26 protein-coding genes are annotated in these 24,440 nt (G+C 53.1%); 7 read left to right on the top strand and 19 right to left on the bottom strand.

Annotated features, from left to right (window positions below):
- Positions 1-169: 169 nt before the first annotated feature.
- The gene (locus ACXAIA_RS17595) at positions 170-757 is read right to left on the bottom strand and encodes a HupE/UreJ family protein (RefSeq protein WP_475350492.1); all 588 of its coding nucleotides are present in this window, start codon (positions 755-757) and stop codon (positions 170-172) included.
- 164 nt (positions 758-921) lie between these two features.
- Between ACXAIA_RS17595 and ACXAIA_RS17590 the strand changes: the two genes are divergently transcribed.
- Together ACXAIA_RS17590 and ACXAIA_RS17585 are read left to right on the top strand one after the other, a co-directional pair.
- Positions 922-1,305 carry a c-type cytochrome gene (locus tag ACXAIA_RS17590; RefSeq protein ID WP_475350491.1) on the top strand — a complete coding sequence of 128 codons (384 nt, stop codon included), beginning with the start codon at positions 922-924 and terminating at the stop codon, positions 1,303-1,305.
- An 89-nt stretch (positions 1,306-1,394) separates the two neighbouring features.
- Positions 1,395-2,156, top strand: coding sequence for a substrate-binding periplasmic protein (locus ACXAIA_RS17585; protein WP_475350490.1), 762 nt, complete (start codon positions 1,395-1,397; stop codon positions 2,154-2,156).
- A gap of 2 nt (positions 2,157-2,158) precedes the next feature.
- Here ACXAIA_RS17585 and ACXAIA_RS17580 read toward each other — a convergent pair whose 3' ends face one another.
- From ACXAIA_RS17580 to ACXAIA_RS17555, 6 genes are all read right to left on the bottom strand, one after another.
- On the bottom strand, positions 2,159-3,517 hold the full coding sequence (locus ACXAIA_RS17580) for an MATE family efflux transporter (RefSeq protein ID WP_475350489.1): 1,359 nt from the start codon (positions 3,515-3,517) through the stop codon (positions 2,159-2,161).
- Between the two features lie 8 nt (positions 3,518-3,525).
- Entirely contained in the window at positions 3,526-4,263 is a 738-nt protein-coding gene (locus ACXAIA_RS17575; protein WP_475350488.1) for a ferredoxin--NADP reductase, read from the bottom strand.
- A 64-nt stretch (positions 4,264-4,327) separates the two neighbouring features.
- Positions 4,328-6,697 (bottom strand): TonB-dependent receptor, encoded by a 2,370-nt coding sequence (locus ACXAIA_RS17570; RefSeq protein ID WP_475350487.1) that lies wholly within the window; start codon positions 6,695-6,697, stop codon positions 4,328-4,330.
- Positions 6,698-6,853: 156 nt separating this feature from the next.
- Positions 6,854-7,882: a FecR family protein gene (locus tag ACXAIA_RS17565; RefSeq protein ID WP_475350486.1), complete on the bottom strand. Its 1,029-nt coding sequence runs from the start codon at positions 7,880-7,882 to the stop codon at positions 6,854-6,856.
- Between the two features lie 75 nt (positions 7,883-7,957).
- The gene (locus ACXAIA_RS17560; RefSeq protein ID WP_475350485.1) at positions 7,958-8,479 is read right to left on the bottom strand and encodes an RNA polymerase sigma factor; all 522 of its coding nucleotides are present in this window, start codon (positions 8,477-8,479) and stop codon (positions 7,958-7,960) included.
- 206 nt (positions 8,480-8,685) lie between these two features.
- Positions 8,686-9,594, bottom strand: coding sequence for an arylamine N-acetyltransferase family protein (locus ACXAIA_RS17555; protein WP_475350484.1), 909 nt, complete (start codon positions 9,592-9,594; stop codon positions 8,686-8,688).
- Between the two features lie 386 nt (positions 9,595-9,980).
- Here ACXAIA_RS17555 and ACXAIA_RS17550 point away from each other — a divergent pair, with 386 nt between their 5' ends.
- Positions 9,981-10,835 (top strand): D-amino-acid transaminase, encoded by an 855-nt coding sequence (locus tag ACXAIA_RS17550; RefSeq protein ID WP_475350483.1) that lies wholly within the window; start codon positions 9,981-9,983, stop codon positions 10,833-10,835.
- 115 nt (positions 10,836-10,950) lie between these two features.
- Here ACXAIA_RS17550 and ACXAIA_RS17545 read toward each other — a convergent pair whose 3' ends face one another.
- From ACXAIA_RS17545 to ACXAIA_RS17530, 4 genes are read right to left on the bottom strand one after another with little or no spacing between them, the layout of a single operon-like run.
- The gene (locus ACXAIA_RS17545; protein WP_475350482.1) at positions 10,951-12,387 is read right to left on the bottom strand and encodes an ABC transporter ATP-binding protein; all 1,437 of its coding nucleotides are present in this window, start codon (positions 12,385-12,387) and stop codon (positions 10,951-10,953) included.
- On the bottom strand, positions 12,387-13,229 hold the full coding sequence (locus ACXAIA_RS17540) for an ABC transporter permease (protein ID WP_475350481.1): 843 nt from the start codon (positions 13,227-13,229) through the stop codon (positions 12,387-12,389). Before ACXAIA_RS17540 ends, ACXAIA_RS17545 begins: the two co-directional genes overlap by 1 nt.
- Positions 13,226-14,167, bottom strand: a complete 942-nt coding sequence (locus tag ACXAIA_RS17535) for an ABC transporter permease (RefSeq protein WP_475350480.1) — start codon at positions 14,165-14,167, stop codon at positions 13,226-13,228. The genes ACXAIA_RS17540 and ACXAIA_RS17535 overlap by 4 nt, the downstream gene beginning before the upstream one ends.
- Entirely contained in the window at positions 14,164-15,714 is a 1,551-nt protein-coding gene (locus tag ACXAIA_RS17530; protein ID WP_475350479.1) for an ABC transporter substrate-binding protein, read from the bottom strand. Before ACXAIA_RS17530 ends, ACXAIA_RS17535 begins: the two co-directional genes overlap by 4 nt.
- Positions 15,715-15,909: 195 nt before the next feature.
- Here ACXAIA_RS17530 and ACXAIA_RS17525 point away from each other — a divergent pair, with 195 nt between their 5' ends.
- A complete protein-coding gene (locus ACXAIA_RS17525; protein ID WP_475350478.1) occupies positions 15,910-16,821 on the top strand; it encodes a DMT family transporter in 912 nt (303 codons plus the stop codon).
- Positions 16,822-17,245: 424 nt separating this feature from the next.
- Here the strand turns inward: ACXAIA_RS17525 and ACXAIA_RS17520 are convergent, their stop codons facing one another.
- The 3 genes from ACXAIA_RS17520 to ACXAIA_RS17510 form a co-directional block, all read right to left on the bottom strand.
- The gene (locus ACXAIA_RS17520; protein ID WP_475350476.1) at positions 17,246-18,127 is read right to left on the bottom strand and encodes a TIGR01459 family HAD-type hydrolase; all 882 of its coding nucleotides are present in this window, start codon (positions 18,125-18,127) and stop codon (positions 17,246-17,248) included.
- A gap of 72 nt (positions 18,128-18,199) precedes the next feature.
- Complete coding sequence (locus tag ACXAIA_RS17515; RefSeq protein WP_475350475.1) at positions 18,200-19,330, bottom strand: quinone-dependent dihydroorotate dehydrogenase; 1,131 nt, start codon at positions 19,328-19,330, stop codon at positions 18,200-18,202.
- 86 nt (positions 19,331-19,416) lie between these two features.
- The gene (locus ACXAIA_RS17510) at positions 19,417-19,794 is read right to left on the bottom strand and encodes a winged helix-turn-helix transcriptional regulator (RefSeq protein WP_475350474.1); all 378 of its coding nucleotides are present in this window, start codon (positions 19,792-19,794) and stop codon (positions 19,417-19,419) included.
- Positions 19,795-19,958: 164 nt separating this feature from the next.
- On the opposite strand from ACXAIA_RS17510, the gene ACXAIA_RS17505 reads away from it, so the two are divergent.
- A complete protein-coding gene (locus ACXAIA_RS17505) occupies positions 19,959-21,071 on the top strand; it encodes an NADH:flavin oxidoreductase (RefSeq protein WP_475350473.1) in 1,113 nt (370 codons plus the stop codon).
- Between the two features lie 132 nt (positions 21,072-21,203).
- Here the strand turns inward: ACXAIA_RS17505 and ACXAIA_RS17500 are convergent, their stop codons facing one another.
- Positions 21,204-21,668, bottom strand: a complete 465-nt coding sequence (locus tag ACXAIA_RS17500; protein WP_475350472.1) for an SRPBCC family protein — start codon at positions 21,666-21,668, stop codon at positions 21,204-21,206.
- 182 nt (positions 21,669-21,850) lie between these two features.
- On the opposite strand from ACXAIA_RS17500, the gene ACXAIA_RS17495 reads away from it, so the two are divergent.
- Together ACXAIA_RS17495 and ACXAIA_RS17490 are read left to right on the top strand one after the other, a co-directional pair.
- Complete coding sequence (locus ACXAIA_RS17495) at positions 21,851-22,141, top strand: winged helix-turn-helix transcriptional regulator (protein WP_475350471.1); 291 nt, start codon at positions 21,851-21,853, stop codon at positions 22,139-22,141.
- Between the two features lie 21 nt (positions 22,142-22,162).
- A complete protein-coding gene (locus ACXAIA_RS17490) occupies positions 22,163-22,399 on the top strand; it encodes a DUF1413 domain-containing protein (protein ID WP_475350470.1) in 237 nt (78 codons plus the stop codon).
- A 17-nt stretch (positions 22,400-22,416) separates the two neighbouring features.
- Here the strand turns inward: ACXAIA_RS17490 and ACXAIA_RS17485 are convergent, their stop codons facing one another.
- Genes ACXAIA_RS17485 through ACXAIA_RS17470 form a run of 4 tightly spaced genes read right to left on the bottom strand, consistent with a single transcriptional unit; the run spans position 22,417 to position 24,140 of the window.
- Positions 22,417-22,776, bottom strand: a complete 360-nt coding sequence (locus ACXAIA_RS17485) for a DUF952 domain-containing protein (RefSeq protein WP_475350469.1) — start codon at positions 22,774-22,776, stop codon at positions 22,417-22,419.
- The gene (locus ACXAIA_RS17480; RefSeq protein ID WP_475350468.1) at positions 22,773-23,282 is read right to left on the bottom strand and encodes a hypothetical protein; all 510 of its coding nucleotides are present in this window, start codon (positions 23,280-23,282) and stop codon (positions 22,773-22,775) included. Before ACXAIA_RS17480 ends, ACXAIA_RS17485 begins: the two co-directional genes overlap by 4 nt.
- Positions 23,275-23,802, bottom strand: a complete 528-nt coding sequence (locus ACXAIA_RS17475; RefSeq protein ID WP_475350467.1) for a hypothetical protein — start codon at positions 23,800-23,802, stop codon at positions 23,275-23,277. The genes ACXAIA_RS17480 and ACXAIA_RS17475 overlap by 8 nt, the downstream gene beginning before the upstream one ends.
- A gap of 23 nt (positions 23,803-23,825) precedes the next feature.
- The gene (locus ACXAIA_RS17470) at positions 23,826-24,140 is read right to left on the bottom strand and encodes a hypothetical protein (protein WP_475350466.1); all 315 of its coding nucleotides are present in this window, start codon (positions 24,138-24,140) and stop codon (positions 23,826-23,828) included.
- Positions 24,141-24,440 lie beyond the last annotated feature (300 nt).

The following is a 24,440-nucleotide window of genomic DNA, read 5'->3' as shown; positions in this document are numbered from 1 at the left end:
ACGGATCCGGGAGCCTGCGTATACGCAGGCTCCCAAATGAAAAGAGGCACGAACATCATACCAAATGTTCGTGCCTCTCAATGTATAAGGGGGTGACATAACATCCACCCCCTTTTTTAAACGCGTCCGATGTAGATCGATCGGAAGCACTACACTTAAAATTCGGTATTTAAGAAGCCATAAGCGCAACACCCGCAGCCGCAATTACGCCGCCACCGACGCGGACAGCGACAGGTGCGACTTTCTCGGCCATCTTTTTAACCGCAAGACCAAGCCCAAGGCCGACTGCGTGCAAAATGGCCGTGGCGATCGCAAAGCCAACGCCATATTCAATGCCACTGGCATCAACCGGCATTTCGGTGCCGTGCGCATGACCGTGGAAAACCGCCAGCACACCAACCAAAGCCATCGCAGCGCCCGTCGGTATATGTTTTCCAAGTGCGATAACCAATCCCAGAACAATCACCGAGCCAACAATGCCCAGCTCAACAAACGGCATGGCAACGCCCGCAACGCCAAAGGCTCCGCCGACGACCATCATTGCCACGAAGGAAACCGGCAGAAGCCAGACCGCCTTGCCACCCTGCTGAGAGGCCAGAATACCAACCGCAATCATGGCCAGCAAATGATCCAGACCGCCCATCGGATGGCCAAAACCCGATGCAAATCCGGAAACCGTCCCGGCCCCGGTATGTGCCAGTGCAGGCGTCGCGATCAGAACCGAAAGTGCAAATGCGTAAAGCGGTGAATTTCTCATTCCCGTATCCCCTGAATGAAACAGATCAAAATAGTATGACGTTTTTTATTTTATTCATAACGCCATCAAAAAGCAACGACCATGCCTTAGGAAATTCGTTACCTTGCCTTGCTATACAGGTCGATCATCTGACAACCGACCAACACGCCTTTGGGGAGCGCACCATGCAGAAAACCAGCCTTGTCATTCTTGTGACCGGGATTGTTGCCTTGGGCATGTGGGGCATTGGTGACTATATGGCGCATCAGGGCGAAGAATATGGTGATGTCACCAGCGGTCAATCGATTGCCGAACAGACCTGCTTGCGCTGCCACACCAAGTTCGAAGGCGATCCCCTTCCCGACCCGAACATAACAACCGCACCGGCCCTTGCCAGCTTCGGGCAACGCTGGCCGCTCGAAAACCTTGAAGAAGCACTGGCCGAGGGCATTACGGTCTCGCATGACAACATGACCATGCCGGAGTTTTCCTTTACCCCGGAAACCATCGCCGATCTGTTGAGCTATATGGAAAAACTCACGCAGGAAGCGAATGCAAAAACCAATTAGTAAACCTTTGCGCATCTCAGCCCCTTAACAATCCCGATCCGCTTGCCATATGAAACATATCCCCTGTTTTTTCGGCACCGGAGACGGCCTTGTTTCACCGGCTTATTATTGCGGCCCTGACATTGCTTTTGTTGCCTTTGAGCACAAAGGCGCAGGAACCGATCGTGATCGCGACCAACATCTATCCGCCCTATATCAACGAGGATGTTGAAAACAGCTTCCTGCCAGAACTGTTTGCGGAAATCGCGGCCAAGATGGGGGTAAAATTCCGCTTTGACATCATGCCCTGGCGCCGTTGCGAACAGGAAGTCGAAAACCATAATGCCTGGGGTGCCATCCCTTACCTTAAAACAGATGTTCGCGAACGGAGTTTCGCCTTCTCAGACACAATATACCTGGCTGACTCCCATTTCTTTGCCTACGACGCTGCTGGTGTCAAACCGCGATATAACTATTCAGACCTAACCGACCTTCAAGGTCTTCGAATTGGCGGAGTTCATGGCTATTATTATGAAAGCTGGTTTGAAGAAGCCGGCCTTGATGTCGATTTCGCCCATTCCGAAGAACAGAATTTAAGACGCCTCAAAGCCGGACGGATCGATCTATTTCCCGGGGCAACCACGCTGGGGTGGTATCAGATCCGTCAACTGTTCCCGCCCGAAGAGGCTGCGAACTTCTATACGCTTGAGAACCCGCTGATTGACGGCGCGGGCCTGCATCTGATGACATCAAAAACCTATCCCGATACCGACGCATTGCTGAAACGTTTCAACACCGCGATGGCAGAGGTCAAATCATCAGGTACCTACGCCCAACTTGTCGAGAAACACGGGTTAATGTTGCGGTTTTAGGGTCACTTCTTCTCGGATTGCAGGACATCCTCGTCCAGAACATGCAACCGCTGCCATGACCGATAACGCCACCGAAGAAACATCGCACTCGCCTTGGTCAGTTCTTCAAGGATCAGCGCATACCAGAGCCCCTTGACTCCATATTCGAGATGGCTGGCAAATAGCCATGATAGCGGGATGGCAATAGCAAAGGTGATCGACAGGTTTATGATCACCGGCCGATTGACATCACCGACCGCCTTGAGCGAGTTGAACAAGATCAGATTGATCACCTGAAACGGTGCGAGCAGGATATGCAGCATCAGGATTTCCTGTGATGCACTGATAATGGCCGCATCCTGGGTCAGAAGGCCGAGTAATGGATTGGCAAAAACCCAGATCAGGACGGAAATCCCCATGATCACCGCAGCCGTTCCAAGTGCGGTGTTTAGTCCGCGGCGATAGGCAAGGTGGTTGTCTTCGGCCCCCTTGTCATAGCCAACCAGCACCTCATTTCCATAGGAAATGACAAGTGTAATCATCGCCATCAACTGGGTCAGAGTCAGGGAGTAGGAACGGGTCAACACTGCCGCGACACCAAGGCCAGCAATCAGGGAGACGACAAAAAGCTGATAAAGCTGATAGCCCAATGCTTCGCTGACACTGGGATAGGACAGTTTGAAAATACGCTTGGTTTGCTGCCAAAGCCCCGGCGGAATATGGAAAACCGACAAGCCGAGCTTCCATTTCAAGAGCCAGATCAGAAGCGCAACTTTCAAGGTCCTGATGACAAGCGTTGCCAAGGCCGCACCATATATCCCCAATTCAGGAAATATCCACGCTCCATAGATCAGGGCATATTCCAACGCCAGATAAACAACGTTGCCGACCAGTCCGAACCAAAGAATTTCCATGGTTCGGCCAAAACCGCGCAAAGCGGCAATGGCAGTATTGATGAACCCATAGAAAATCATGCCAATTGAAATGCTGTAGACATAGATCAGGACGTCACCGAGAATTTCCGGCGGCGTATTGATCCAGTCAGCATAAAAAACAGCCCCGCCAGACAGCACAGCAGCGATGATCATGCCCAATACAATACTGGCAATAAAGCCGATCTGAGCAATCATGCGGGCATCTTCGATCTGATTGCGACCAAGATATTGCGATATCAGGATCAAGGCCCCGATCGACATCAATCCCGAAAGGTCATAGCCAACGCCCAGGATTTGGTTGGCCATGCTGACCGAGGCGGCGAGGTCATCAGAATTGTTCGACAACAACATCGTATCGATAAAGCTAACACCAATGGCCATAACCCCGAACAGGAACAGTGGAAGACAAAGCTGAAACAGGTTCTTGCGTTCAAATTTCTCTGTCATCGTTATCTCTAATGATCAAAATTTTCGACATGGATCTGATCGGCCAAAACGCCGTTCCTCAGAAGCCAGACCTGAACATTGGAAATGAAGTCATCCGAACCGCACAGATAGATCGGCGCCCCCTGCGGCGCGCGTGATACGGCTTTGCCCAGTTCATCAAACAGGGTCTCTCGTCGGGTCAGCGCTACCTGGTCCCTGAATTGCGCCCAAAAATCCCGATACAGATACCCGCGCCCGGCATAGATCAGTGACCAGTTGTGCTTTCCACGATATTCAAGGTCGCTGATCAACGCGCGGATCGGCGTGATCCCGATCCCGCCGGCAATAAACAATACCGGTTGCGCCGGCCCGCCAATATCGCCCTCAGAATCAAGACAGAACGTTCCCCTGACCTTAAACAGATTGACCCGGTCGCCCCGTGACGCACTGGCAAATTTGCGTTTGAAGTGCGATCCCGAGGAAACGTTCATACTGATGATTGTCTGGTCTTCGTGCGGGGCATTGGCAAATGACATATGCCGAACATGATTATGATCGCGGATCGCCTTGGGCGGAATGACATGAGCATACTGCCCGGCGACAAAATCGGGTTTTTCATCCCCTTTCAGGACAAAGGAAAAAACATCGCCATACTCATGGACGATGTCCGTAATCCTGAAGCCGTGCATTTCCATGCCGGGATTGCCCCGCCAATGCAGAACACGAAAATAGACCGGACGCAAAATTGCCTTGAGCCATTCAGGCATGAACCCAACCCCAAAAAGCCGGGACAGGAAACCTGCCCCGGCATATCATCAACAACCTGAGAAATCAGAAACTTGCATTCAGTTGAATGCCAAAGGTACGACCATCACCGATACTCGCACGTGTACCTGTCGAATTGACGCTGGAGATATAGTCCTTGTCGAACATGTTTTCGACATAAGCAGTCAGGCTAAAGCCTGAAAACGCGTAACCAGCCCGCGCGTTCGCCAGGAAGAACGAAGAAACATTCTGGTCCTCATCATTGGTCAGAGACGAGTTGGAATAGTAGCTTCCGGTATAGTTGGCATCAGAAGATACAAAGAAGCCGGACTGATGTTTATAGGTCACACCAACGGATGCGGTCAGTGCCGGTGCTTCGGGGAAGTCATTGCCTTCACAACTGCTGCTTGCACAAGATGATGCGTCAAGCTGACCAAGCTCCGTCTTCAAAAAACCAAGTGCGCCATACCCGCTCAGCCCGTTGCCAAAATCAGCACGGCCTTCAAGCTCCGCCCCAAAGGAATAAGAACCATCTGCGTTATAGGAATTCAGGACATTATTATCAGAAATCGTGATCTGCTGATTCTGATACCGGTTATAGAACAGGTTTGCGCCCCAACTGACATTGTCAATCGACTGGTCTCGCCAGGAAAGCTCTGTCGTCCAGACATATTCCGGCTTGACTTCACGGACATCGGTGTTGGTTTCCTCGACCACCTGGCTGAAGCCCTGACGATAGCCACGTGACAGGGTCAACCCGACTGTCTGGTTTTCGGTCACATCATAAGCCACGCCCGCAGTCGGCAAGAACGCGACATAGCTGTTTTCAACATCCATATCCTTGGTAAAGGTGATGTCAAATCCATTCGTGTTAACGGCACCGGTTACATCCCGGTCAATGAAGTTCGCGACTTTGTCCTTTTGAACACGCGCACCGCCGATCAAGGTAAATCCGTTCCCAATCTTGTAACGAAGGTTCGCATAAGCCGCACTGGTTTGAACTTCGTTGCGGGCTTGCGCCTCAACATTTGTAGCAAAGGTCGGCAATTCAATACTGGAAAGCGATGAATTGTCCTTGTGGGCATAGTACAGACCAAAGACGCCGCTCAGTTTTTCGTCCCCGTCAAGAACCAGCCGCAAATCCTGTTCGAAATTGTCGTCTTCACGATTGTCATCTCGTATGAAATACCCATTCCCCGGCGCAGTTTCGATCGTCATATCGGTATCCTGTTTGCTGGTTACCGATGTCAGGGTCAGGTCATCGCTCAGATCGTAATCTACTTTTGCACTGTAGTTATTGACGTTGTTTTTACGCAATTCTTCGGTTGACTGGGTACCGGAATCAAACGTGCGATCAAAGAACGGATTAAGTACAGCAGAGACCGCTGGCTGATCATAAACATCGTTCGCCATCAGGGTGATGGTCAGTTCTTCAATTGCTTCTGGCTCAATCAGAAGCTTACCACGCATAGAGCGATATTTGTCATCGTTCAGCACATTGTCTACGCCTTTGGCCTGGGTAATGTCCTTTTCTTGCTCGCGGGCTTCTGCTGCCAGTCGAAAAGCAACCTGATCACCAATTGGCCCGGAAATCATGGCTGCACCGTCAGTACGATCCTGCGTGCCTAAAACACCTTGCGCAGCGCCCTCCCAATGGAAAGTCGGGTCGTTGCTTTCCATAACAATCGCACCGGCCATCGCGTTCGGGCCATGCACAGTTGATTGCGGACCACGCAACACCTCGATTTGCTGCATATCCCATGTTCCGCGTGAACCACGGCGCAACGCTTCGGACGATTGGGCAACGCCATCAATGATTACCGCGATAGTCGGCGCAGCGTTTTCCGGCTCTGACACACCATCAGCACTCACGCCTCGGATCTGCATCCCCTTATTCCCACCGCTGTGGAAATAACGGACGTTGGCCATAGTGTTGTAAACGTCGGCCGCTTCATCAAGCTTATAAGTCTGGATATCTTCGCCTGTCGCAACCCCGACGCTTGCTTGTGTCTCCAGATAGCTACGCTGGATCTTCTCACCGGTAATCACGATGGACGGCAATAAGGTCGTGCCGTTGTCACCTGCTGCCCGAACGATCACGATGCCATTTTCGCTTTTGGTCCAGGAAAGTCCGGTACCACTTAGCAAAATCTCAAGAGCCGCATCCACTGACATCGCCCCGGAAACGCCTGCGGTTTGAAGCCCGTCAAGCAATGACGGATTGACCGAGATCTGCGTACCAGCCTGCAAACCGAAAAGATTGATCGCGTTTGACAAGGCCTGAGGCGGAACATCAAAGCTTTTTTCGGACTGGACCTGCGCGACTTCGACCTGCTGTGCATCCGCTGGCTGAACCAAAACCATCAACGCAGCAACTGCAACAGATGCCTTGAACGCAGGAACGCCAAAACGTGCTCCCCCCCGGACGCGCGTCATATTCGTCATCATCATAATCCCCCATTTGAAACAGGCAAACTAATTGCGGATAGCAATCAGTCGCATTAACTTCTGTTTCAATGACGCCGCCAATTGCGGGAATGTTCAAACTTTTTTGAAAAAAGTTTCAGAAAAATGCTGAACCCTTGAAAAGGCTCAGTTTTCGCTAAGGATCGTGACCCATGGCGTGACGTGCCGAACTTGCACCCCGTGCGATTGCCCGATGATGTCCAAGGCACGTTCAGGCTTAGACACATCAAACACCCCGGAAATCTCCATACCGGCCAAATGGTCGCCATGCACAAAGACATAGCCGGTGTAGTAATCCGATATTTGCGCGACAAGATCACCAAGGCGATCATTATGAGCAACGATCATGCCACGACGCCAGGCAGAGATCGCTTCTAACGGCACTGTGCCTTTTTGCAATTCATGCCCCGCTGTCAAAACAACCTGATCACCGACTGTCAGATTGGCCTGATAAGTGGTATTCGTGTCGGTGACTTCCACCCGACCTTCGGCGACCGAAACCGCATCAGTATTGGCATTTGTGCTGACCTCAAACGCCGTTCCCAAAACCCTTACAGACGAGTTACGCGAATCAACGATAAAAGGCACATCCGGGTTCGGGGTAACGTCAAAAAAGGCCCTGCCAGTGTGCAAAATCACCTGACGAACATCATCAGTGTAAGCGACTTCAAGTTGGCTATCGGGGGCCAGATCAATACGGGTTTCGTCGCGAAGCGTGATTGTGCGGGTTTCGGCTGTACCGGTCTCATAGAAATGCTCTGAACCGGTTTCTGACACCCCGCCAAGGATCACCACCAACAATAAGGCAGCCAATCCACTTAAGGCGACCACATAACGACGTGACCGGATAGCGCGCCCGAAACCACCTATCCGAGCGGTAGTTTGATGCATACGTCCCGAATGATGCTCTGTCGCATGCATTCTTGATTTTCGATGGGAAGTCAGGCCTTTGTCCGGGGTCCTATTTTGCTTCACGTCACCCAGCATAGCCCCCAGCCGGTTGACTTCCTGCCAGGCAGTGACATTTTCCGGATCGCTTAGCAACCAAGACTCAAATTTTTGCTGCAATACAAGATCATCTGGCTGTTCGCGCAAGGCGATCAGCCAGTCGGAAGCATCTCTTGGCTCTCCGAACTCTTCAAGAATGTCGATCATTGATCCGACTTGTCCCATTGCCGCGCAAAATCTCTCTCTGGTTTACTGACGCTGTTATCCGCATGAATGTTCAAACTAATTTTGTTTTCCTGCTGGCCGCATTCGAAGTTTGCAGTGTTCGACCCCATTTTTGATCAGACTATGCGCCTGCCCTAGTGATACACCAAGGGTTTGGGAAATCTCGCGCAGGTTCTTTTCTTCCTGCCAATACAGCACAAGCGCCTGGCGCGTTTTGATGGGAAGTTCGTCGATAATGGTTTGCAAGCGTTCAAATTCAAGTCGCGCAATGGCGGTTTGTTCCGGCCCTGGTGTCTTATCGTCTTCGGGATCAAACGCCTCGGCATCGGTTCCGACCATAACCAGGTTGTCGCGCTTGATACGGCGCAACGCATCCAGTGACAAGCTCCGCACAATCGTTCTGAGGTAAGCGACCGGCTCGTCAAGATGGTGGGAGTTTGCTGCGCGCAAAAACTTCATCCACGCTTCCTGCAAGACATCCTCGGCAAGTGGCCAATCACCGACAATAGAACGGGAAAACCGTGTCAGGTCCTCCTTGTTCTCATCATAGATTGTCAATAATTCGGCCTGGGTCAGCATACGTGTCCTGAACGATATCGATGGCATCAACTCCGCGTTATATTAATACCGATAGTCATTATCAATTGCAAAATATGACCGTCATCTATGATACCCCAACAAAAAAAGGCCATGACAGGGGTGCAGCCCTGTCATGGCCTTTATAACACCAGTCCCGCGAACACCGCACAATCGTCCGCAGGCTCCGGTGCTATTTCGCTATGCTGTTATGTCAATTTGGCGAAAACCTTTTGCCATTCCGGCTTGGGCGTGATGCCAAATATATCGTCAAGTGTCTGGGTAATATCGTCGACCGACAGGGTGTGTCGTTCTTCCTCGCCACTGACCAGACGAATGGACAGATGGTTGTTGCGCAGTGTAAAGCGGGCAAATACGGCGGATCTGGCAGCGATCAGGGCGGTTTTAAAGCCGCCTTCGGGATGGTGCGCGGCATACCAGTTCATGACATCAAAATCGATATCCGCCACCGGCGCGAAATCGATCTCCTGCACCGGTTTCCAGACACCATCGCGTTCAAGCTCAAGGCGGTAGCCATGCGCGAGCGTGATCACGCGATAGCTATCATGGGCTGTGACCTGTGGCGTAGTGGTGCCGAGTAAAAGCGGCGCTGTTGGCACACACCCTCCCAGCCCGACATCAGCCAGCCAGGCCTCGCCATCAATTGTCACCCGGTTGACCATATGACAGCGCGGACGTGGCAATTCATCGGCGCCATAACCCCACAAAACCCGACCGGCCAGGGCTTCGACCTCAAACCCCAGACTGCGCAGAACCCGGCCAAACAGGGAATTATGCTCAAAGCAGTATCCGCCGCGGTCTTCATGAATGAGTTTGCGGTCAATATCGGCTGGCGCAAGGCTGATGGGTTTGCCCAGCAACACGTCAATCGCCTCAAACGGGATGCTGGCCGGATGCAGGGCATGCAGCGCCTGAAGCACATCAAGGGTGGCCGTGCGCGGGCCCTCATAGCCGATCCGGTCGAAATAGGCATCAAGATCGACTTCGGGCTCCGGCGCGCGGATCGGCTTTGCCCAACTGGCATTGATGCGGCCCTGAAGACCATGGCGGTCATTGGCGACCAGCACTTCGTCGGCGATTGGTTGCGGGCTGTTCATCACAGGGCTCCATCCGTTTCAAAGACGTTTTTGTTCCTCTGAAGCGCGACGATAGAACCTCAACCTATGTTAAGGTCAAAAAGAAAATCACCACAAAGATGAAATCGAATAATCTGCGAATAAATCCGCAAAATGCGGACCATATAATACTCGAATTACCTTGTTCCCCACCCATAGAAGCAACAATTCACCTTTTACACGCACGATATAGAGCTTTTGCACGACAGGTTGCTCCGCACTGTGATATTTGAGACTCTTGAAACGTTAAAACAGATGGTCGCCATGGATCTAAATAGGGTCCCCTCGCAAGGCTGACCTTTGGGAACGTCGCTTTATCCACACAGAACGGATCGCAAAAGATCCGCTTGTCAGACAGGAAAGTTACCATGCGCACTGTTTATGTGAACGGCGAGTTTTTGCCGGAAACCGAAGCAAAGATTTCGATTTTTGACCGATCCTTCCTGTTCGCCGACGGCGTGTATGAGGTGACCTCGGTCCTTGATGGCAAGCTGATTGACTTTATGGGTCATATGAAGCGCCTGGAACGCTCGCTCAAGGAACTGAAATTCGATTTCAAACCCGATATCGACCAGCTTCTTGAAGCGCACCGCGAACTGGTGAAGGTCAATGACATCACCGAAGGCCTGATTTATCTGCAGGTTTCGCGTGGTTCGGCCGGTGATCGTGATTTCGCGATTTCGAAAACCACCCCGCCGACCATCGTGATGTTCACCCAAAGCAAATCCCTGATCAACTCGCCCCTGGCTGAACGCGGTCAGAAGATCATGACCTTCCCCGATATCCGCTGGCGCCGCTCGGACATCAAAACCGTGCAGCTGCTTTATGCGTCGCTTCTGAAAACCGACGTCGCTGCACAGGGCAAGGATGATGCCTGGATGGTGCTGGATGGGTTCATCACCGAAGGGTCGAGCAACAACGCCTATATCGTCACCAAGGACGGCACGATTGTCACCCGCGAACTGTCGACCGACATCCTGCATGGCATTACCCGCGCATCGGTTCTGAAATGCGCCGAAGAACTGCAGCTCAAGGTCGAAGAACGCCACTTCACCGTGGAGGAAGCCCAGAACGCGGCTGAAGCCTTCTCGACCTCGGCATCCGCCTTTGTCTGCCCGGTGGTCGAAATCGACGACAAGCCGATTGGCGAAGGCGTACCGGGCCCGGTCGCCAAACGCCTGCGCGAGATCTATATCGAAGCCAACCGCAAGATGGCGCTCTGATCTGCCGTTAAATGATCCGTATGATCGTCTCCTCAATGTCGATCAAACTGCGAAACGCCGCCCGTTTTCGGGCGGCGTTTTTGCATTTGGTCATGCATTAACAAGTTGGGCTATTTTAGGCAGCAGTCCTTTGATCCCCGTTGACAGGCAAAGAGCCCAGATCAATCACGTGATCGGCAATCTTGTTTGCCAGGACATGATCGTGGGTCACCAGCATCAAGGCCAGATTGCGGTCGCGCACCTGTGCGACCAGAAGGTCGATCACCCGTTTCTGACTGACCGGATCAAGGCGCGATGTTGCTTCATCGGCAAATAGCATTGCAGGTTCAAGCAACAAGGCCCGCGCAATGGCAAAGCGTTGCAGCTCCCCGCCGGAAATCGCATCGGGACGACGGGCCAGCAATCCGGGCTCAAGCCCCAGCCCCTCAAGCATCCGGTTGATCGACGCACCATCAATGCCATGACATTTACGCAAGTCGGCAAAGGCATCGCCAAGCGTTTGATGGGGAATGAAGGCAGCTGGCGGATCCTGATAGATTTTCTGGTATTTGAAGGAAGGCAGATTTCCCGGTCTTTCGACCGTACCGAAATCGGCCTTGATCAATCCTAGCAGGATATTGCCGAGCGTACTTTTCCCACAGCCACTTGGCCCCAGCGCAACCGTGATCTCGCCAGATCGCAATGTCAGGTCAAGCTCTTTGAAAAGCGCCTTCTCGCCAAAGGACTTGCCAAGCCTGCGGGCTGCAATCACCGGCTTTCCGGGCTCATGCGTGTTTTGCGAAGACGCATCCCACTGACTGGGCAGGGCCGCGACAAGCGACTTGGTGTATGGGTCACTTGGTGCATGAAGCACGCTATCGGCCTTGCCCAATTCCACGAGCACACCATTGCGCATGACGCCGATCATGCCCGTGGTCTGCATGGCAAGTTCAAGGTCATGGGTAATCACCATCACCGTACGGCCAAGCGATACTTCATGATTGATCATCCCGGCGACAACGTCACAAAGGGCACGGTCAAGCCCCTTGGTCGGTTCATCCGCCAGAAGCACCATGCTTCCCGCCGCATGCGCCATGGCAATTGACGCACGCTGCGCCATGCCGCCAGACAGCTCGAACGGAAATGATCTGGCCGCGTGATCAAGCCCCACCGATTGCAAATCCTTCATCGCACGGGTCTTGGCGTCATTCCATGACACCCGATGCAAGGCCGGATAAATCTCGGCGACTTGCGATCGGATATTCATCGTCGGATCAAGCGATCGCGACGGTTCCTGCGGCAGCAGCGAGAATTTCCGCCCCCACAATGCCCGGCGTTCTGCGGCTGACAATGCCAGCAGGTTTTCACCATCCAGCAAGATAGCCCCTTCGCAGATCAATTCATCCGGCAGGCTTCCCATCACCGCATGCATGACAAGGCTTTTGCCTGATCCGGTTTCCCCAATCAGACAGATTGGATTGCCCGAACCAAACGCAAAAGACACATCACGCACCAGAACCGTACCATCGCGGGTCTTGATGCTGAGGTTTTCCAGTCTGATTTCAGAACTCATCAGCTTTTCCTCCCGGCAAGCAACTGAAGCGATAGCACAAGCAGGAAAATCACGCCTGCAGGCATCAGAACCTGAAGCGGGGCTTCGCTGTAATAAGGCATCAGTTCGACAATCATCGCGCCAAGTTCCGGGGTCGGCGGACGAAGCCCGACATGAATGGCGCTTAATGTACTAACCGCAATGATCGCCGAGCCCATGGCAAAGGCAAACAGCGTCATCATCGGCCCCGCAAGTGCCGGCAAAACGATCCGGCCAAACACATAAAACGCCCCAAAGCCCAGCAACCGGGTGGCTTCGCAACATGGCAAGGCCAGAACACGCGCCGTTTCAATCCGTGCCACGCGGAAAAACTCCACCCACAGATAAAGCGCAAGACCAAGATAAAGTGGTCCGAACTTGCCCGGTGCAAACGCCATCAACAAAAGCACCAACAACAATCCTGGCAAAGCCAGAATAATGTCAGACAGGGCAACAAGCCCGCGCTCAACCCAACCACCCCGGCTGGCAGCAAGAATGCCAAGAGCAATGCCCGGCACAGCGGCACTCAGTGCTGTAACAAAGGCCATGACAAAGGAAAGCTGCGCCCCGTGCACCAGGCGTGCGGCCATGGATCGCCCGAAATGGTCCGTACCCAACCAGTGAGCCGGATCACCCGGCGCCACAAGCACGGCAAGATAATCCTGATAAAGCGGATCGGCCCCGATCACCAAGGGCCCGACAAAGGCAAACGCCAAAAGGGCCAGAAGGATCGCCGCACCGACAATACGCACCGGCTGCCAGAAGGCCGGCTTGGCACCATCGCGCAGTTCGACCGGCAAGTGGGTTAAAGATGCTGTTTTCATGCGGCCCTCCGACCCAGACGGGGATCAAGACGCAAACACATCAGATCGACAATGATGTTCAGGAGCACAAACAAGCCCCCCATCGCCAGCGCAGTTCCCTGCACCATCGGCACATCACGCGCAATGATGGCATGGACCAGCGCATGACCAATGCCCGGAAAGGCAAAGATGGATTCAACCACCACCACGCCTTCGACCAGATAAACCATCTGCAAACCAAGATAGGTCACCACTGGTAACGACGCGTTTCGTATGCCGTGGCGCATCACGACAGTGCGGTCTGACAGCCCCTTATAGCGGCCATGGGCAAAATACGGACTTGCCGCCACTTCGCTCATAGCGTCGCGCATCACCCTTGATGACATCGCCGCCAGACCAAGTGCCAGTGTCAGGGATGGCAGGACCATGTTGCTCCAGCCGCCAAATCCGGCGGTCGGGAACCAGCGCAATGTCACGCCAAACACCATCATGAAAACAATCGCCAGTACAAAGGGCGGCACGGCGCGCAAGGCAACCGCAACCAGAAGACTGACCCGATCAAAGATTGATGCCGGGAACAACCCGGCAATCGCCCCGACAAGCGGGCCGATCACAAGCGCCAGCACAAAGGCAAGCGCCGCCAGCCAAAGGGTATAGCCAAGTTGCAAGGCAATTTCATGGGTAACCGGTGCACCAGACACCAGCGAATGGCCAAGATCAAGACGCACAAGGTCGCCCATCCAGCTCAGGAACCTTACGATCACCGGCTGATCCAGGCCGAGCTCAAGCCGGACCATATCCGATATCGCATTATCCATCATGTCGGGACCATAGCGACCTGCGGCAATGCGCAAGGCCGGATCACCCGGCAGGAAATACATCAGCGCAAAGCTGATCGATCCGACAATCAGGACAACGGCAACCAGCTGCAACAAACGGGTTGCTATCAGTTGCTTCATTTTACCCACCGCAGGTCAGACAGGTAGTAGTTCTGCTCAAACGGGTCGACAAACAGGTTTTCAAGCTTGTCCGTTGTCGCCACAGCCAGTTCGCTCCAGACCACTGGAATGGTCGGCAACTCATATTGCAGGATCGATGTTAGCTGGTTTTGCATATCAGCGCGGACAGCACTGTCGGTCGTGCGACCAAGTGCGGCAAGAAGATCGGCGGCCTCGTCATTGTTCCAGTTCATCGCCCCCCAATCTGCGCCACCGGGACCGTAATCGGCCATCACGGTTGCCAAGGGATCAGGCACCATCGAGAAACTGCGTGTGATCAGCGCGATCTCAAGGCTGCCATCTGCATGACCCGACGGAATTTCGGTATAGCTTCCAACGGAGATTTCCAGATTGATACCCACCGCCTTCAACTGGCTTTGAAGCGCGGTCGCGATCAACGGAAGGTCCGGCCAGCTGGCATAGGTACGCAGCGTGATTGAGAAACGCGTGCCATCCTTTTCAAGAACACCGTCCGATCCTTCGACCCAGCCTGCCTCGGCCAGAAGATCGCGCGCCTTTTGCGGATCAAATTCAAAAGCCGGGATCTGTTGATTGTTCCAGCCGACAATCGATGGCGGGAACATCTGGGTTGCCGCAAGATCAACATTGCGCATGACCACAGCAGCAATCGCCTTACGGTCGATCGCAAGGCTCAGAGCCTGACGTTCGATCACGTCATCAAAGAACGGCTTTGACACATCGAATTTCAAAAGACGGGTGCGCGGAATGGTCGCGATCTCGACATTGACCGATGGATCATTATTCAACTGATTGACCGCAACCGGCAGCAAAGACAAAACCAGATCTGCATCTCCGCTTTGCGCCATCATCGCACGGGTTTCCCCACGCGAAACAGCGAGGTAGCTGACCTTTTCAATCTCTGCCTTGCCATTCCACCAGTTTTCAAAGGCACTCATCTCGACACGCAACGGCGGGATCACGTCATCCACGCGATAGGCACCAGTCCCAATGATCGCAGTAACATCGCCAGCTTCATCAAAGGATTTCGGTGCCAGAATGATGGTGCTGTAATGGGCCAGAAAGGCCGGCAACATGGAAAACGGCTCTGACAGGGTAATGACGACTTCATTACCTTCCGCCGAAATCCCCGTAATCGGTGCACGACCCAGAACACCCGGGCGATCAAACGCACGCTTGAGGTCACCTGCCACGACCTCCGCCGTCATGGCACTACCGTCATGGAACTCAACACCATCACGCAGCTCAATATGCCAGACCAGCCCGTCTTTACTGACATGGGTGTCGCTTGCCAGCATCGGCACCAGTTGACCCTGACGGTTAACGGTGAACAGAGTTTCAGCTGCCTGCATGCGGCTAAAAACGTATCCCGACTTGGCCGGATCAAGCCCGGAAATTTCAAGCGGGCTGGCAATATCAAGGATTTCATCATCAGCCGCAGCCATTACAGGCGCAGAAAATCCTGTCGTCATCGCCAGAACGAGAATTCCGGCGGATACATACAGGTTACGCAAAACCGATTGGGTCATTGTGAACTCCTCAATCACAAATGTAATGTTATAACGTAACGTTACAAATCCGATCCCGCCTTCAATGTCAATCGGTTTTGCGAAGTACTCTCAATTAAGTTTGTCATCGGCGTGAAATCGTGGGCAGATGCCGTTAAACCGATACCGCCCAGCTTCTTTTCTGGTCACATCATCGCAATTGCCCTAAAGGTGGAAATGCGCACCACCACAAAGCAGGAATCCCCATTGGCCAGCCAGACGCCTTCACGCCAGAACAACCTTGCCGGCATCATGACGATGTGTGGCGGGGTCGCAGCGCTTTGTATCAATGATGCGCTGGCCAAAAGCCTGATGGATCATTATTCCCCGTTCCAGATCATCTTCCTGCGCAACATGATCGCCCTGCCCTTTGCCTTCCTGCTCGCCCTTAAGATGGGCGGCTATCGCGGGTTGCGTTCGACCCGGGTAGGTGTGCATTTCATGCGTGGCGTCATCTGGATTGCCGCCACGGTGATGTTCTTTACGAGCATCCATCACCTAGGGCTCGCCGAGGCAACGGCATTGGCCTTTGTCGCCCCGCTTTTCATCACTGCCCTTTCGGCAATTTTCATTGCCCGGGTTGGCTGGCGGCGCTGGCTTGCCGTCAGTGTCGGTTTTCTGGGTGTTTTGGTAATTGTCCGGCCGGGGGCGGCAACGTTTGAAGTCATGTCGCTGCTGCCCATCGCCACCGCACTCGCCTATGCGCTGTTGATGTTGAGCGCACGTTTTGTCGATACGCGCGAAACCATGTGGACGCTGTTGCTGTATCTCAGCCTGACCAGCGCGATCCTGACCAGCATTCCGGTGATGTTTGTCTGGACGGCCATCCGGGCCGAGGACATTTGGCTGTTCCTCGCGATTGCTGCTTTTGGTTCGGTCGGGATCACCATGATCACCCAGGCGTTTCGGTTTGCCGAGGCGCCCACGGTGGCACCGTTTGACTACACAGCGCTGATCTGGGCCACCGCGCTTGGCTGGCTGTTCTGGGGCGAAACGCCCGATATGCTGACCTTTGTCGGCGCCGCAATCATTACCGCCAGTGGCCTGTTCGTCATCTTCCGTGAAAGCAAAGTGGCAGCGAAGAACTGATTACCTGGCAATCGAGAAGCCTGTAATGCCGTTGCGGGTCTAGATTCTGCGTGTGCATGCCGGAAAGGCAACGCAGTCATGCCCGCGAAAGCGGGGATCTTTGCCTGTTAGCGAGTATGACAATCATTGCAACAGTAATAACATCCATCAACATTATCATAGTACTTCCTGGCAGCCTGCAAAGCTCCCTTACACGTTGCATGAAGTCCAATATCTTGCCGGTTCAAGAAATCAGGAACAAACGAGCAATTACTTTCGTGAACTTCATGCTCCCCGCCTGCCTGCGCGTTTTTATTAACAAGATAATACGGCATTGCTTCCTCCATATTTCATTAGACAGGAGGAAATTAGATACCCTTGAAATAAAGATTACAAAGTCAAACCAAGCCCCCTACCCTCGATAGTTAAACCGAAGGTAGTGCGCTCACCAGCAGAAATCCCCCATCGCATAGGTGATGTGACGACCCGTGGCGGCCAGAAGCGCATCAAGCTTTTCGCGTTCCGGCAGGGTGCCGCGCGGGGCGTCGAGCTCATCGGCATGGATACCGCCGGTGACGAGGGCAACGTCAAGACCGGCATTGTTGGAGCCGGCAATATCGGTCGAAATGCTGTCACCCACGACCAACAATTTGGCATCCGGGCCCTTGTCAAACGCCTGCAGGCAGAAATCATAGGCACTTGCCAATGGCTTGCCTTCCCAGCGGACATTACCGCCCAGTTCTTCATAGCGCCCGGCAATGGCTCCGGCACAGATGATACGGTTGCCACCGCGGATCACTTCGCGGTCCGGGTTCGGACACAGCACCGGCAGGTCACGGGCCTTAAGCGCATGCAGAAGGTCCTCGTATTTCGAAACCGGATCATGATCCTCGTTCGGACCGGTGACCAGAACCCAGTCCGCATCTGCGACCTCGGTGACGATTTCGACATCCTGCTTTTCAAACATCGACATGTCACGTACCGGCCCGACCATCAGCACCTTGCGCCCCAGTTTGGCGTACCAGGGATCAGAGCGCGCGACCAGCTGGGCATAGGCGACCTCGCCCGATGCGACTGCCGGACCATACAGATCACGCGAAATGCCCATATCTTCCATACGCTTGATCACGACCGAGGACCGGCGTGGGGCGTTGGAGAGAAGGGCAACCGGAATGCCGGCTTCCTTAAGCGCCGTCATCGCGGCGATCGAGCTTGGATAGGGTGTCACCCCGTCATGCACCACGCCCCACAGATCAAGGATCACGGCATCATATTTGCCAATCACCTCGGACAGACCATTGATCATTTCATAGGAGGCGGTTTGCATTCGGGTGTTCCTGTTTAAAGATAAAAATTGCCTTGGGGGATATCGGCATGGGCGAAACCACGAACCACAGGCTCAATTTTTCTTGGCGGCCTCGGCCTCACGCGCGGCACGGGCTTCATCGACCGGAATATTCTTGCCCGAAATTTCCGGGAAGGCCGCCCCCACCGCATCCGCGACATTGGCAAAGCCATCCTTGCGCAGACGCCGTGACAGGTCTTCCTTGATGTCCGCGACCAGCTCAACTCCGTGATAGACCAGCGAGGAATAAAGCTGCACCAGCGATGCGCCATTGAGGATCTTTTCATAGGCATCCTTGCCCGATGCAATGCCGCCAACACCGATCAGCGGTACCTTGCCCTCTGTCAGGCGATAGAAATCGGCCAGAACCTTGGTCGAAGGTGCCATCAAAGGCGGGCCGGACAGACCGCCCTTTTCATCCTGATCATAGGAATTAAGCCCGACGGGCCGATCAATCGTGGTGTTGGAAACGATCATGCCATCAAGCTTGACCTTGGTCACCACGGCGGCAATGTCGGATTTGTCTTCTTCGGTCAGGTCCGGTGCGACCTTGAGCAACACCGGCACACCCTTGGCAAAGCTATTGCGCGCCTTGATCACGGCCTTAAGCAGCTTTTCAAGCGGGGCACGGCCCTGCAAAGCGCGCAGGCCCGGTGTATTGGGCGAGGAAACATTGACCACCAGATAATCGGCATAGGGACCAAGCGCCTCGACCCCCTTGGCGTAATCATCAGCGGCATCTTCGGAATATTTGTTTTTGCCAAGGTTCGCACCAAGGATGCCGCGGCGTGCACGTTTGCGCAGGCGATTGGCAACGGCCTCAGCACCCTCATTATTGAACCCCATGCGGTTGATCACCGCCCGGTCGGAATACAGCCGGAAAAGACGGGGTTTCGGGTTGCCCGGTTGCGGCAATGGCGTCACAGAGCCGATTTCAACAAAACCAAAGCCGTGCGACAGCATCTGGTTGGGCACTTCGCCGTTTTTATCAAACCCGGCAGCAAGCCCGACGGGATTGGCGAATTTGCGGCCGAAAACCTCGGTCTCGAGGATCGGGGTCGCGTCCGTCGCGTCATCATCGCGCGGCACCAGATTGTTTTTCAACGCCCAGATGGCCAGACCATGGGCGGTCTCGGCATCGATCCAGCGGACAATCGGCAAAACCAGTGACTTATACCACCCCACGCGTCACACTCCGTGCTTGTAAAGACATGTCCTTGTCTTACGCGGCTGGCGGGTTTTGAGCAAGGATCAATGCAGGCAAAGGTGGCTCAGACTTTCTCTTCCATGCGCTTGTCAAATGCTTCGCGTGCGGCTTCGACTTCGGGCATTTTTTCACGCGTCCAGTAATAGAGCGCCTTGAACGGCTCGATCAGGCTGCGGCCAAGCGGGGTGATTTCATATTCGACGGCCACGGGGGATGTCGCAATCACATTACGCGCGACAATGCCATTGCGCTCCAGCTTGCGCAGCGTCTGTGTCAGGGCCTTTTGCGTGATGCCCTCAAGCCCGCGCTTGATCGCGTTAAAGCGCAGCGGCCCGTCGGCCAGAACCGCCAAAATCATCATCGACCATTTGTCGGCGATCTGATCAAACAGTTCACGCGACGGGCATGTGGCATGAAATTTTTCGATCGAACATTCTTTCATCAGCGCGTCTTCCAATCACTTTCCAATCGCCTTCCGACAGCCTCAACCAGAGATGTGCAGTTTCCTCGAGTATACCTGGTTACCTCAAGGTGCCTGATTGACACCAAGTATATAACATATATCTAGTTGCCATCATAGACTTTCATGAACCGGAGAATTCCGTGATGACGAAAACAGATATTCTGTTTCAGCCTTTCAAGCTGAAAACACTGGAACTGCCCAACCGCATCGTGATGGCGCCCATGACCCGTAACAAGGCGCCGGACGGCATTCCGGGCCCGGCCAATGCGGAATATTATCGCAAACGCGCCGAAGGCGGTGCTGGCCTGATCCTGTCCGAGGGCACTGTGGTTGATCGCCCGGCATCGCGCAACCCGCCGCACATTCCGCTGTTCCATGGGGATGCCGCCATGGCCGGATGGAAATCGGTTGCCGATGCCGTGCATGCGGCCGGTGGTAAAATGGGCCCGCAGATCTGGCATACCGGCTCCACCCGGACCCCGGATGAGTGGGAACCGGATGCGCCGGTTGAAAGCCCGTCGGGGCTGGTCGGCCCGGATGATCCGCGCGGCAACACCATGAGTGATGCCGATATTGCGGATACCATCGCAGCCTTCGCCAAGGCCGCCCTGGATGCCAAGAATGCTGGCTTCGATACCTTTGAAATTCATGGGGCGCACGGCTATCTGATTGACCAGTTCTTCTGGTCCGGCACAAATCTGCGCACCGATCGCTTTGGCGGAAAGACGATCAAGGAACGTTCAACCTTTGCCCGCGAAGTGGTTGCGGCCATGCGCGCGGCCGTCGGCCCGGACTTCCCGATCATCCTGCGCGTCAGCCAATGGAAGCAGCAGGACTTCACCGCCCGCCTTGCCTACACCCCCGATGAAATGACCGATTGGCTGGCCCCGTTGGTCGAAGCTGGTGTTGATATCATCCACGCGTCGCAACGCCGTTTCTGGGAACCGGAATTCCCCGAGATTGACGGCGAAAAGGGCCTGAACTTTGCTGGTTGGGCGAAGAAACTGACCGGGGCACCGACGATTTCGGTCGGCTCTGTCGGTCTGTCATCGGACTTCATCGGTGCGTTTTCCGGCGAAGCCTCCGAGAAATCTAGCCTCGATGATTTGATCGCGCGCATGGAAAAGAACGAGTTTGATCTGATCGCGGTTGGCCGTGCGCTGATCACCGATGCCCAGTGGCCGAGCAAGGTCAAAAACGGCGCCTTTGATCAGCTTGAAGATTTCAACGCCTCTGCGTTGGCAGAACTGGTGTAGGTCCGCTGCACCATCCCCCCCCCCCCTGTTGTGCCACGCAAAAACAGCCCGCCCTTTCCCCGGCGGGCTGTTTGAATTTGGGGGCCGGAGCCATCATTTCCTGAGCCATTTTCCCGATATCTTACAGACGCGTTACTCTGCGGCACCGTGGGCGTATCCCTGTCCTGAATTCAGGTATGCCTGCAAACTGCCAACAAAGAAATGATCCCATCCTTCCTCGCAAACGTCATAGCAATGAAGGCCGGGAACAAGACCGAAATGCGTAAAATGAATGATGCATTCCCCGTCAGCTTCATCAATCCGGAACTGCAGGCTGGACCCGATCCATTCTTTTTCGATTGCTGATGGCATTCCCTCGTGAAGATGGCATGCATCTACACAACGCAAGACGACCTTGCGATAAGGGTCAAGCTCCTCCGCCTCGAAAGTCCAGAACGTTTTGCCCGGTGGGAAAGTGAATGTTGCCTGATCACCCGGCTTGACAAAATTATGATCGGGAGATGTCCACCATTTGTCATATCCGCTGGTAAGAGCCCGATACACTTCCGACGCAGAGGCTCTGACCGTAATGTCACGCTGGTAATTCTGCTCTGTCATATCTCAACCCTTTTCAAAAATATGGAACATTGACAGCTTGTGAACTCATATCTGATTTCACAAGTAGGCAGAATTTTCTGATATTGTATGATATAAAACAGTTAGTATCTTTTTTAGACTGAATATCAGGCCGACAAATGCCACCAAAAAAATATGAAAATCAAGATCTTGATCTATGCCCCATGCCCGATATTGCAAAATTGATCGGCGGAAAGTGGAAGCTGATTATTTTGCAAATTCTGATTTTCAAAGGAACGAAACGGTTCAATGAGCTTCGCAAAATGATAGATGGCATCACACAAACCATGCTGACCAACCAATTGCGTGCTTTGGAAAAGGATGGGCTGGTCAAACGAAAGGTTTATGCCGAAATCCCGCCAAAGGTTGAATACAGCGCCACGAAACGAGCCTGTGAACTCAAAGTCATGTTTCTCGCCATGCATGACTGGTGGGTTTCCGGGCAGAGAGAATAAGTCTCGATAAGCGTACTCATCGTGACACAACTTGATATCGATAAACTGAAAGAAACCCTTGCCGCGAAAAGCCCCGGCCCTTTTCATTTCCATGAAATCTTTTGGGACGACTGGGACGGGCTTTATATTGGTGACAAGGTCAAACTCGGCCACGCGTTCCTCAATGCCGTGCGCGCCGGGAAGATCCCCGGCGTGATTGATACCGGCTCCAAGAAAAGCGGCGGGCGGTTATATCTTTGGAAGCCGCGCGGCATGTAAACCGCGCGCACGGATGTTTAACGCAAATCTTCGGGCAGGATGTGAACACCGTCTTCATCAAGGCGGACGTCATCAACGCGCGTGACATGCTCAACCGACAGCACATCATACAAATGCGGAAACAGCGTGCCACCGCGCGCGGGCTCCCATTTCAGCTTGGCCTTGATCGGATCAACCGGGACATGCAGCAATTTCAAATGATCCCGCCCGGCATAATGCAGGGCAAGGGTCGCGGCCACCGTATCGCGGGTTGAGAAATGGATAAAGCCATCGGCAATATCATGCGGCGCACCGTCATACTGACCCGTACTTAACGCTTCCGCCCATTCATCCGCGCCAAGAACGCGGTAGATGATGTTATCTGTTATATTTGTCATGCACTAATAACAGGCAGAATTGGGAGTTCCAAACCTGACTCCCAAGATTTCTGCGACACTTGGTTCCTGAAATATGGATAGCAAGCCACCTTGCCCACATGAACTAAAAAGAGGTCCACAATCTCATCGTCACTATCAACAGGAACCGTGTAATGAACAGCATACGAACTGGTCATTTCAGCCGCCTTACACTCTTCATCTTCATCCACCCTGGTGGCAACAACTTCCCAGTCAAAAATAATCCAACCATCACCACTTTCTGAGATGTACCGCTTCTCCTTCACAGTATAGCCATACGTAAAATTTAGATTGCTGTTTTGTTGACCAGACCTAAATTCCGCATGATTGCACTGGAAATGACTTTCAAGAAGCAAAACCTGAAGCAAGTCGGCACTCTTTGATATCTCCTGAAAAACCTTTACCTGATCGCCATTAAGGTCTTTCAGTGAAAGCGGAGATTTTTCTTTAGATCTATTTCTTTTTGTTTTTTTTGTTTTTTCAGCCATTTACAATTGCCTCGGCAAGCTCAGCAAGCCTTACATTGTCATTAGTAGTCTTTACCTTCCATGCTGAACCTTCACGTTTCTCCGAATCAAGATTCAGATGGAATGCAGGAACAACAGTTTTCCCACACCCAGGCTTACTCTCGGAAACGCTTCTCATCTCACCTTCATCTCTAGCAGTGAGCGGAAACCAATGCTTGAAAGATGCCTTCACCTTCAAATCCTTGAGCGTCGGGGAACTTAACTCACACTCTTCCCCAACTGCCTTGAAAATCCTAGCAATCGTTTTCAGAGTAAGATTGGGTTTTCCAAGCATCTTAGAGACGGCGGCAGCAGAGACCCCGAGCTCTTCGGCCAGCGCTTTTCGGCTTACTCCTTTCACTTTAAGCAGCCAATCGATATCCGCACGCACGTTTTCTTGGAACTTCTCTTCAGCAATGATGAATGCTGCTTTTTTGGAATCCACCTCCTCAAGCGCATCGAGTTCAGCAAGAATATCGCCCATAGGATCATAATTTTTCATTTCATTCCTCACACCAACGATAATTATAGAAACTTTGACGCTCTCTCTGCAGCCAGCTGAAGGCTTGGCATCCTAGCCTTCTTCGACTGCTTGTTTTTATCAACTAGAGAGACCAAAAAAGTTTCGGTTCCGTTTATATTGGTTGTCACACCATAAAAGCGGAGCCCACCCCCTTTGAAAGCTGCAAGCCTAATGCCTTTGTCACCCACATGATGGCGACCTTCTTCATTAAACTGGCTCTTGGTCAGGTCATAGAAATTCAGCCAGCGATCAAAGGCTGTGTCCAACTTTGCAAAATCAGCAGGCTTTTTAGCCCGCCAATCCTCATAAATCTTCACTACCCTGTCCATCCCCACTATCTGTCGGCCATCTTTAGCTTTAATCAGGCCTAGTCCCACAGGTAACGACGACTGGCTTCCTTTTTTGTGTTGCAAAATTAACCTTTAAGTTAACTCACCCCGCAACTTAGTTGCTAGGTGTCACGAATGCAAGAGCCGTGTGTAGGCTAGAGGATAGATTTCTTGCTCAAGCATGAACTGTCTAATCTTGGATTGTTCAATTCAAACAATCTTAGGTAGTTTTTTCAACAACTAAGAATAACTACATAAGATTTTCTTGCACATACACCAGATCGACAC

The organism is Thalassospira sp. ABL2_045, assembly GCF_056161285.1.
Note: the sequence above shows the minus strand (reverse complement) of the source record. Positions and strands in the feature narration are given on the sequence as shown.

Bases quoted from the DNA above. Each gene is read 5' to 3' on its own strand.
- ACXAIA_RS17545 (WP_475350482.1), bottom strand. From the start codon at position 12,387: ATGAGTTCTGAAATCAGACTGGAAAACCTCAGCATCAAGACCCGCGAT.
- ACXAIA_RS17510 (WP_475350474.1), bottom strand. From the start codon at position 19,794: ATGAAAGAATGTTCGATCGAAAAATTTCATGCCACATGCCCGTCGCGT.
- ACXAIA_RS17485 (WP_475350469.1), bottom strand. From the start codon at position 22,776: ATGACAAATATAACAGATAACATCATCTACCGCGTTCTTGGCGCGGAT.
- ACXAIA_RS17505 (WP_475350473.1), top strand. From the start codon at position 19,959: ATGACGAAAACAGATATTCTGTTTCAGCCTTTCAAGCTGAAAACACTG.
- ACXAIA_RS17590 (WP_475350491.1), top strand. From the start codon at position 922: ATGCAGAAAACCAGCCTTGTCATTCTTGTGACCGGGATTGTTGCCTTG.
- ACXAIA_RS17480 (WP_475350468.1), bottom strand. From the start codon at position 23,282: ATGGCTGAAAAAACAAAAAAAACAAAAAGAAATAGATCTAAAGAAAAA.
- ACXAIA_RS17540 (WP_475350481.1), bottom strand. From the start codon at position 13,229: ATGAAAACAGCATCTTTAACCCACTTGCCGGTCGAACTGCGCGATGGT.
- ACXAIA_RS17495 (WP_475350471.1), top strand. From the start codon at position 21,851: ATGCCCGATATTGCAAAATTGATCGGCGGAAAGTGGAAGCTGATTATT.
- ACXAIA_RS17475 (WP_475350467.1), bottom strand. From the start codon at position 23,802: ATGAAAAATTATGATCCTATGGGCGATATTCTTGCTGAACTCGATGCG.
- ACXAIA_RS17570 (WP_475350487.1), bottom strand. From the start codon at position 6,697: ATGACGCGCGTCCGGGGGGGAGCACGTTTTGGCGTTCCTGCGTTCAAG.
- ACXAIA_RS17520 (WP_475350476.1), bottom strand. From the start codon at position 18,127: ATGCAAACCGCCTCCTATGAAATGATCAATGGTCTGTCCGAGGTGATT.
- ACXAIA_RS17530 (WP_475350479.1), bottom strand. From the start codon at position 15,714: ATGACCCAATCGGTTTTGCGTAACCTGTATGTATCCGCCGGAATTCTC.
- ACXAIA_RS17580 (WP_475350489.1), bottom strand. From the start codon at position 3,517: ATGACAGAGAAATTTGAACGCAAGAACCTGTTTCAGCTTTGTCTTCCA.
- ACXAIA_RS17555 (WP_475350484.1), bottom strand. From the start codon at position 9,594: ATGAACAGCCCGCAACCAATCGCCGACGAAGTGCTGGTCGCCAATGAC.
- ACXAIA_RS17560 (WP_475350485.1), bottom strand. From the start codon at position 8,479: ATGCTGACCCAGGCCGAATTATTGACAATCTATGATGAGAACAAGGAG.
- ACXAIA_RS17575 (WP_475350488.1), bottom strand. From the start codon at position 4,263: ATGCCTGAATGGCTCAAGGCAATTTTGCGTCCGGTCTATTTTCGTGTT.
- ACXAIA_RS17550 (WP_475350483.1), top strand. From the start codon at position 9,981: ATGCGCACTGTTTATGTGAACGGCGAGTTTTTGCCGGAAACCGAAGCA.
- ACXAIA_RS17525 (WP_475350478.1), top strand. From the start codon at position 15,910: ATGCGCACCACCACAAAGCAGGAATCCCCATTGGCCAGCCAGACGCCT.
- ACXAIA_RS17565 (WP_475350486.1), bottom strand. From the start codon at position 7,882: ATGATCGACATTCTTGAAGAGTTCGGAGAGCCAAGAGATGCTTCCGAC.
- ACXAIA_RS17535 (WP_475350480.1), bottom strand. From the start codon at position 14,167: ATGAAGCAACTGATAGCAACCCGTTTGTTGCAGCTGGTTGCCGTTGTC.
- ACXAIA_RS17500 (WP_475350472.1), bottom strand. From the start codon at position 21,668: ATGACAGAGCAGAATTACCAGCGTGACATTACGGTCAGAGCCTCTGCG.
- ACXAIA_RS17595 (WP_475350492.1), bottom strand. From the start codon at position 757: ATGAGAAATTCACCGCTTTACGCATTTGCACTTTCGGTTCTGATCGCG.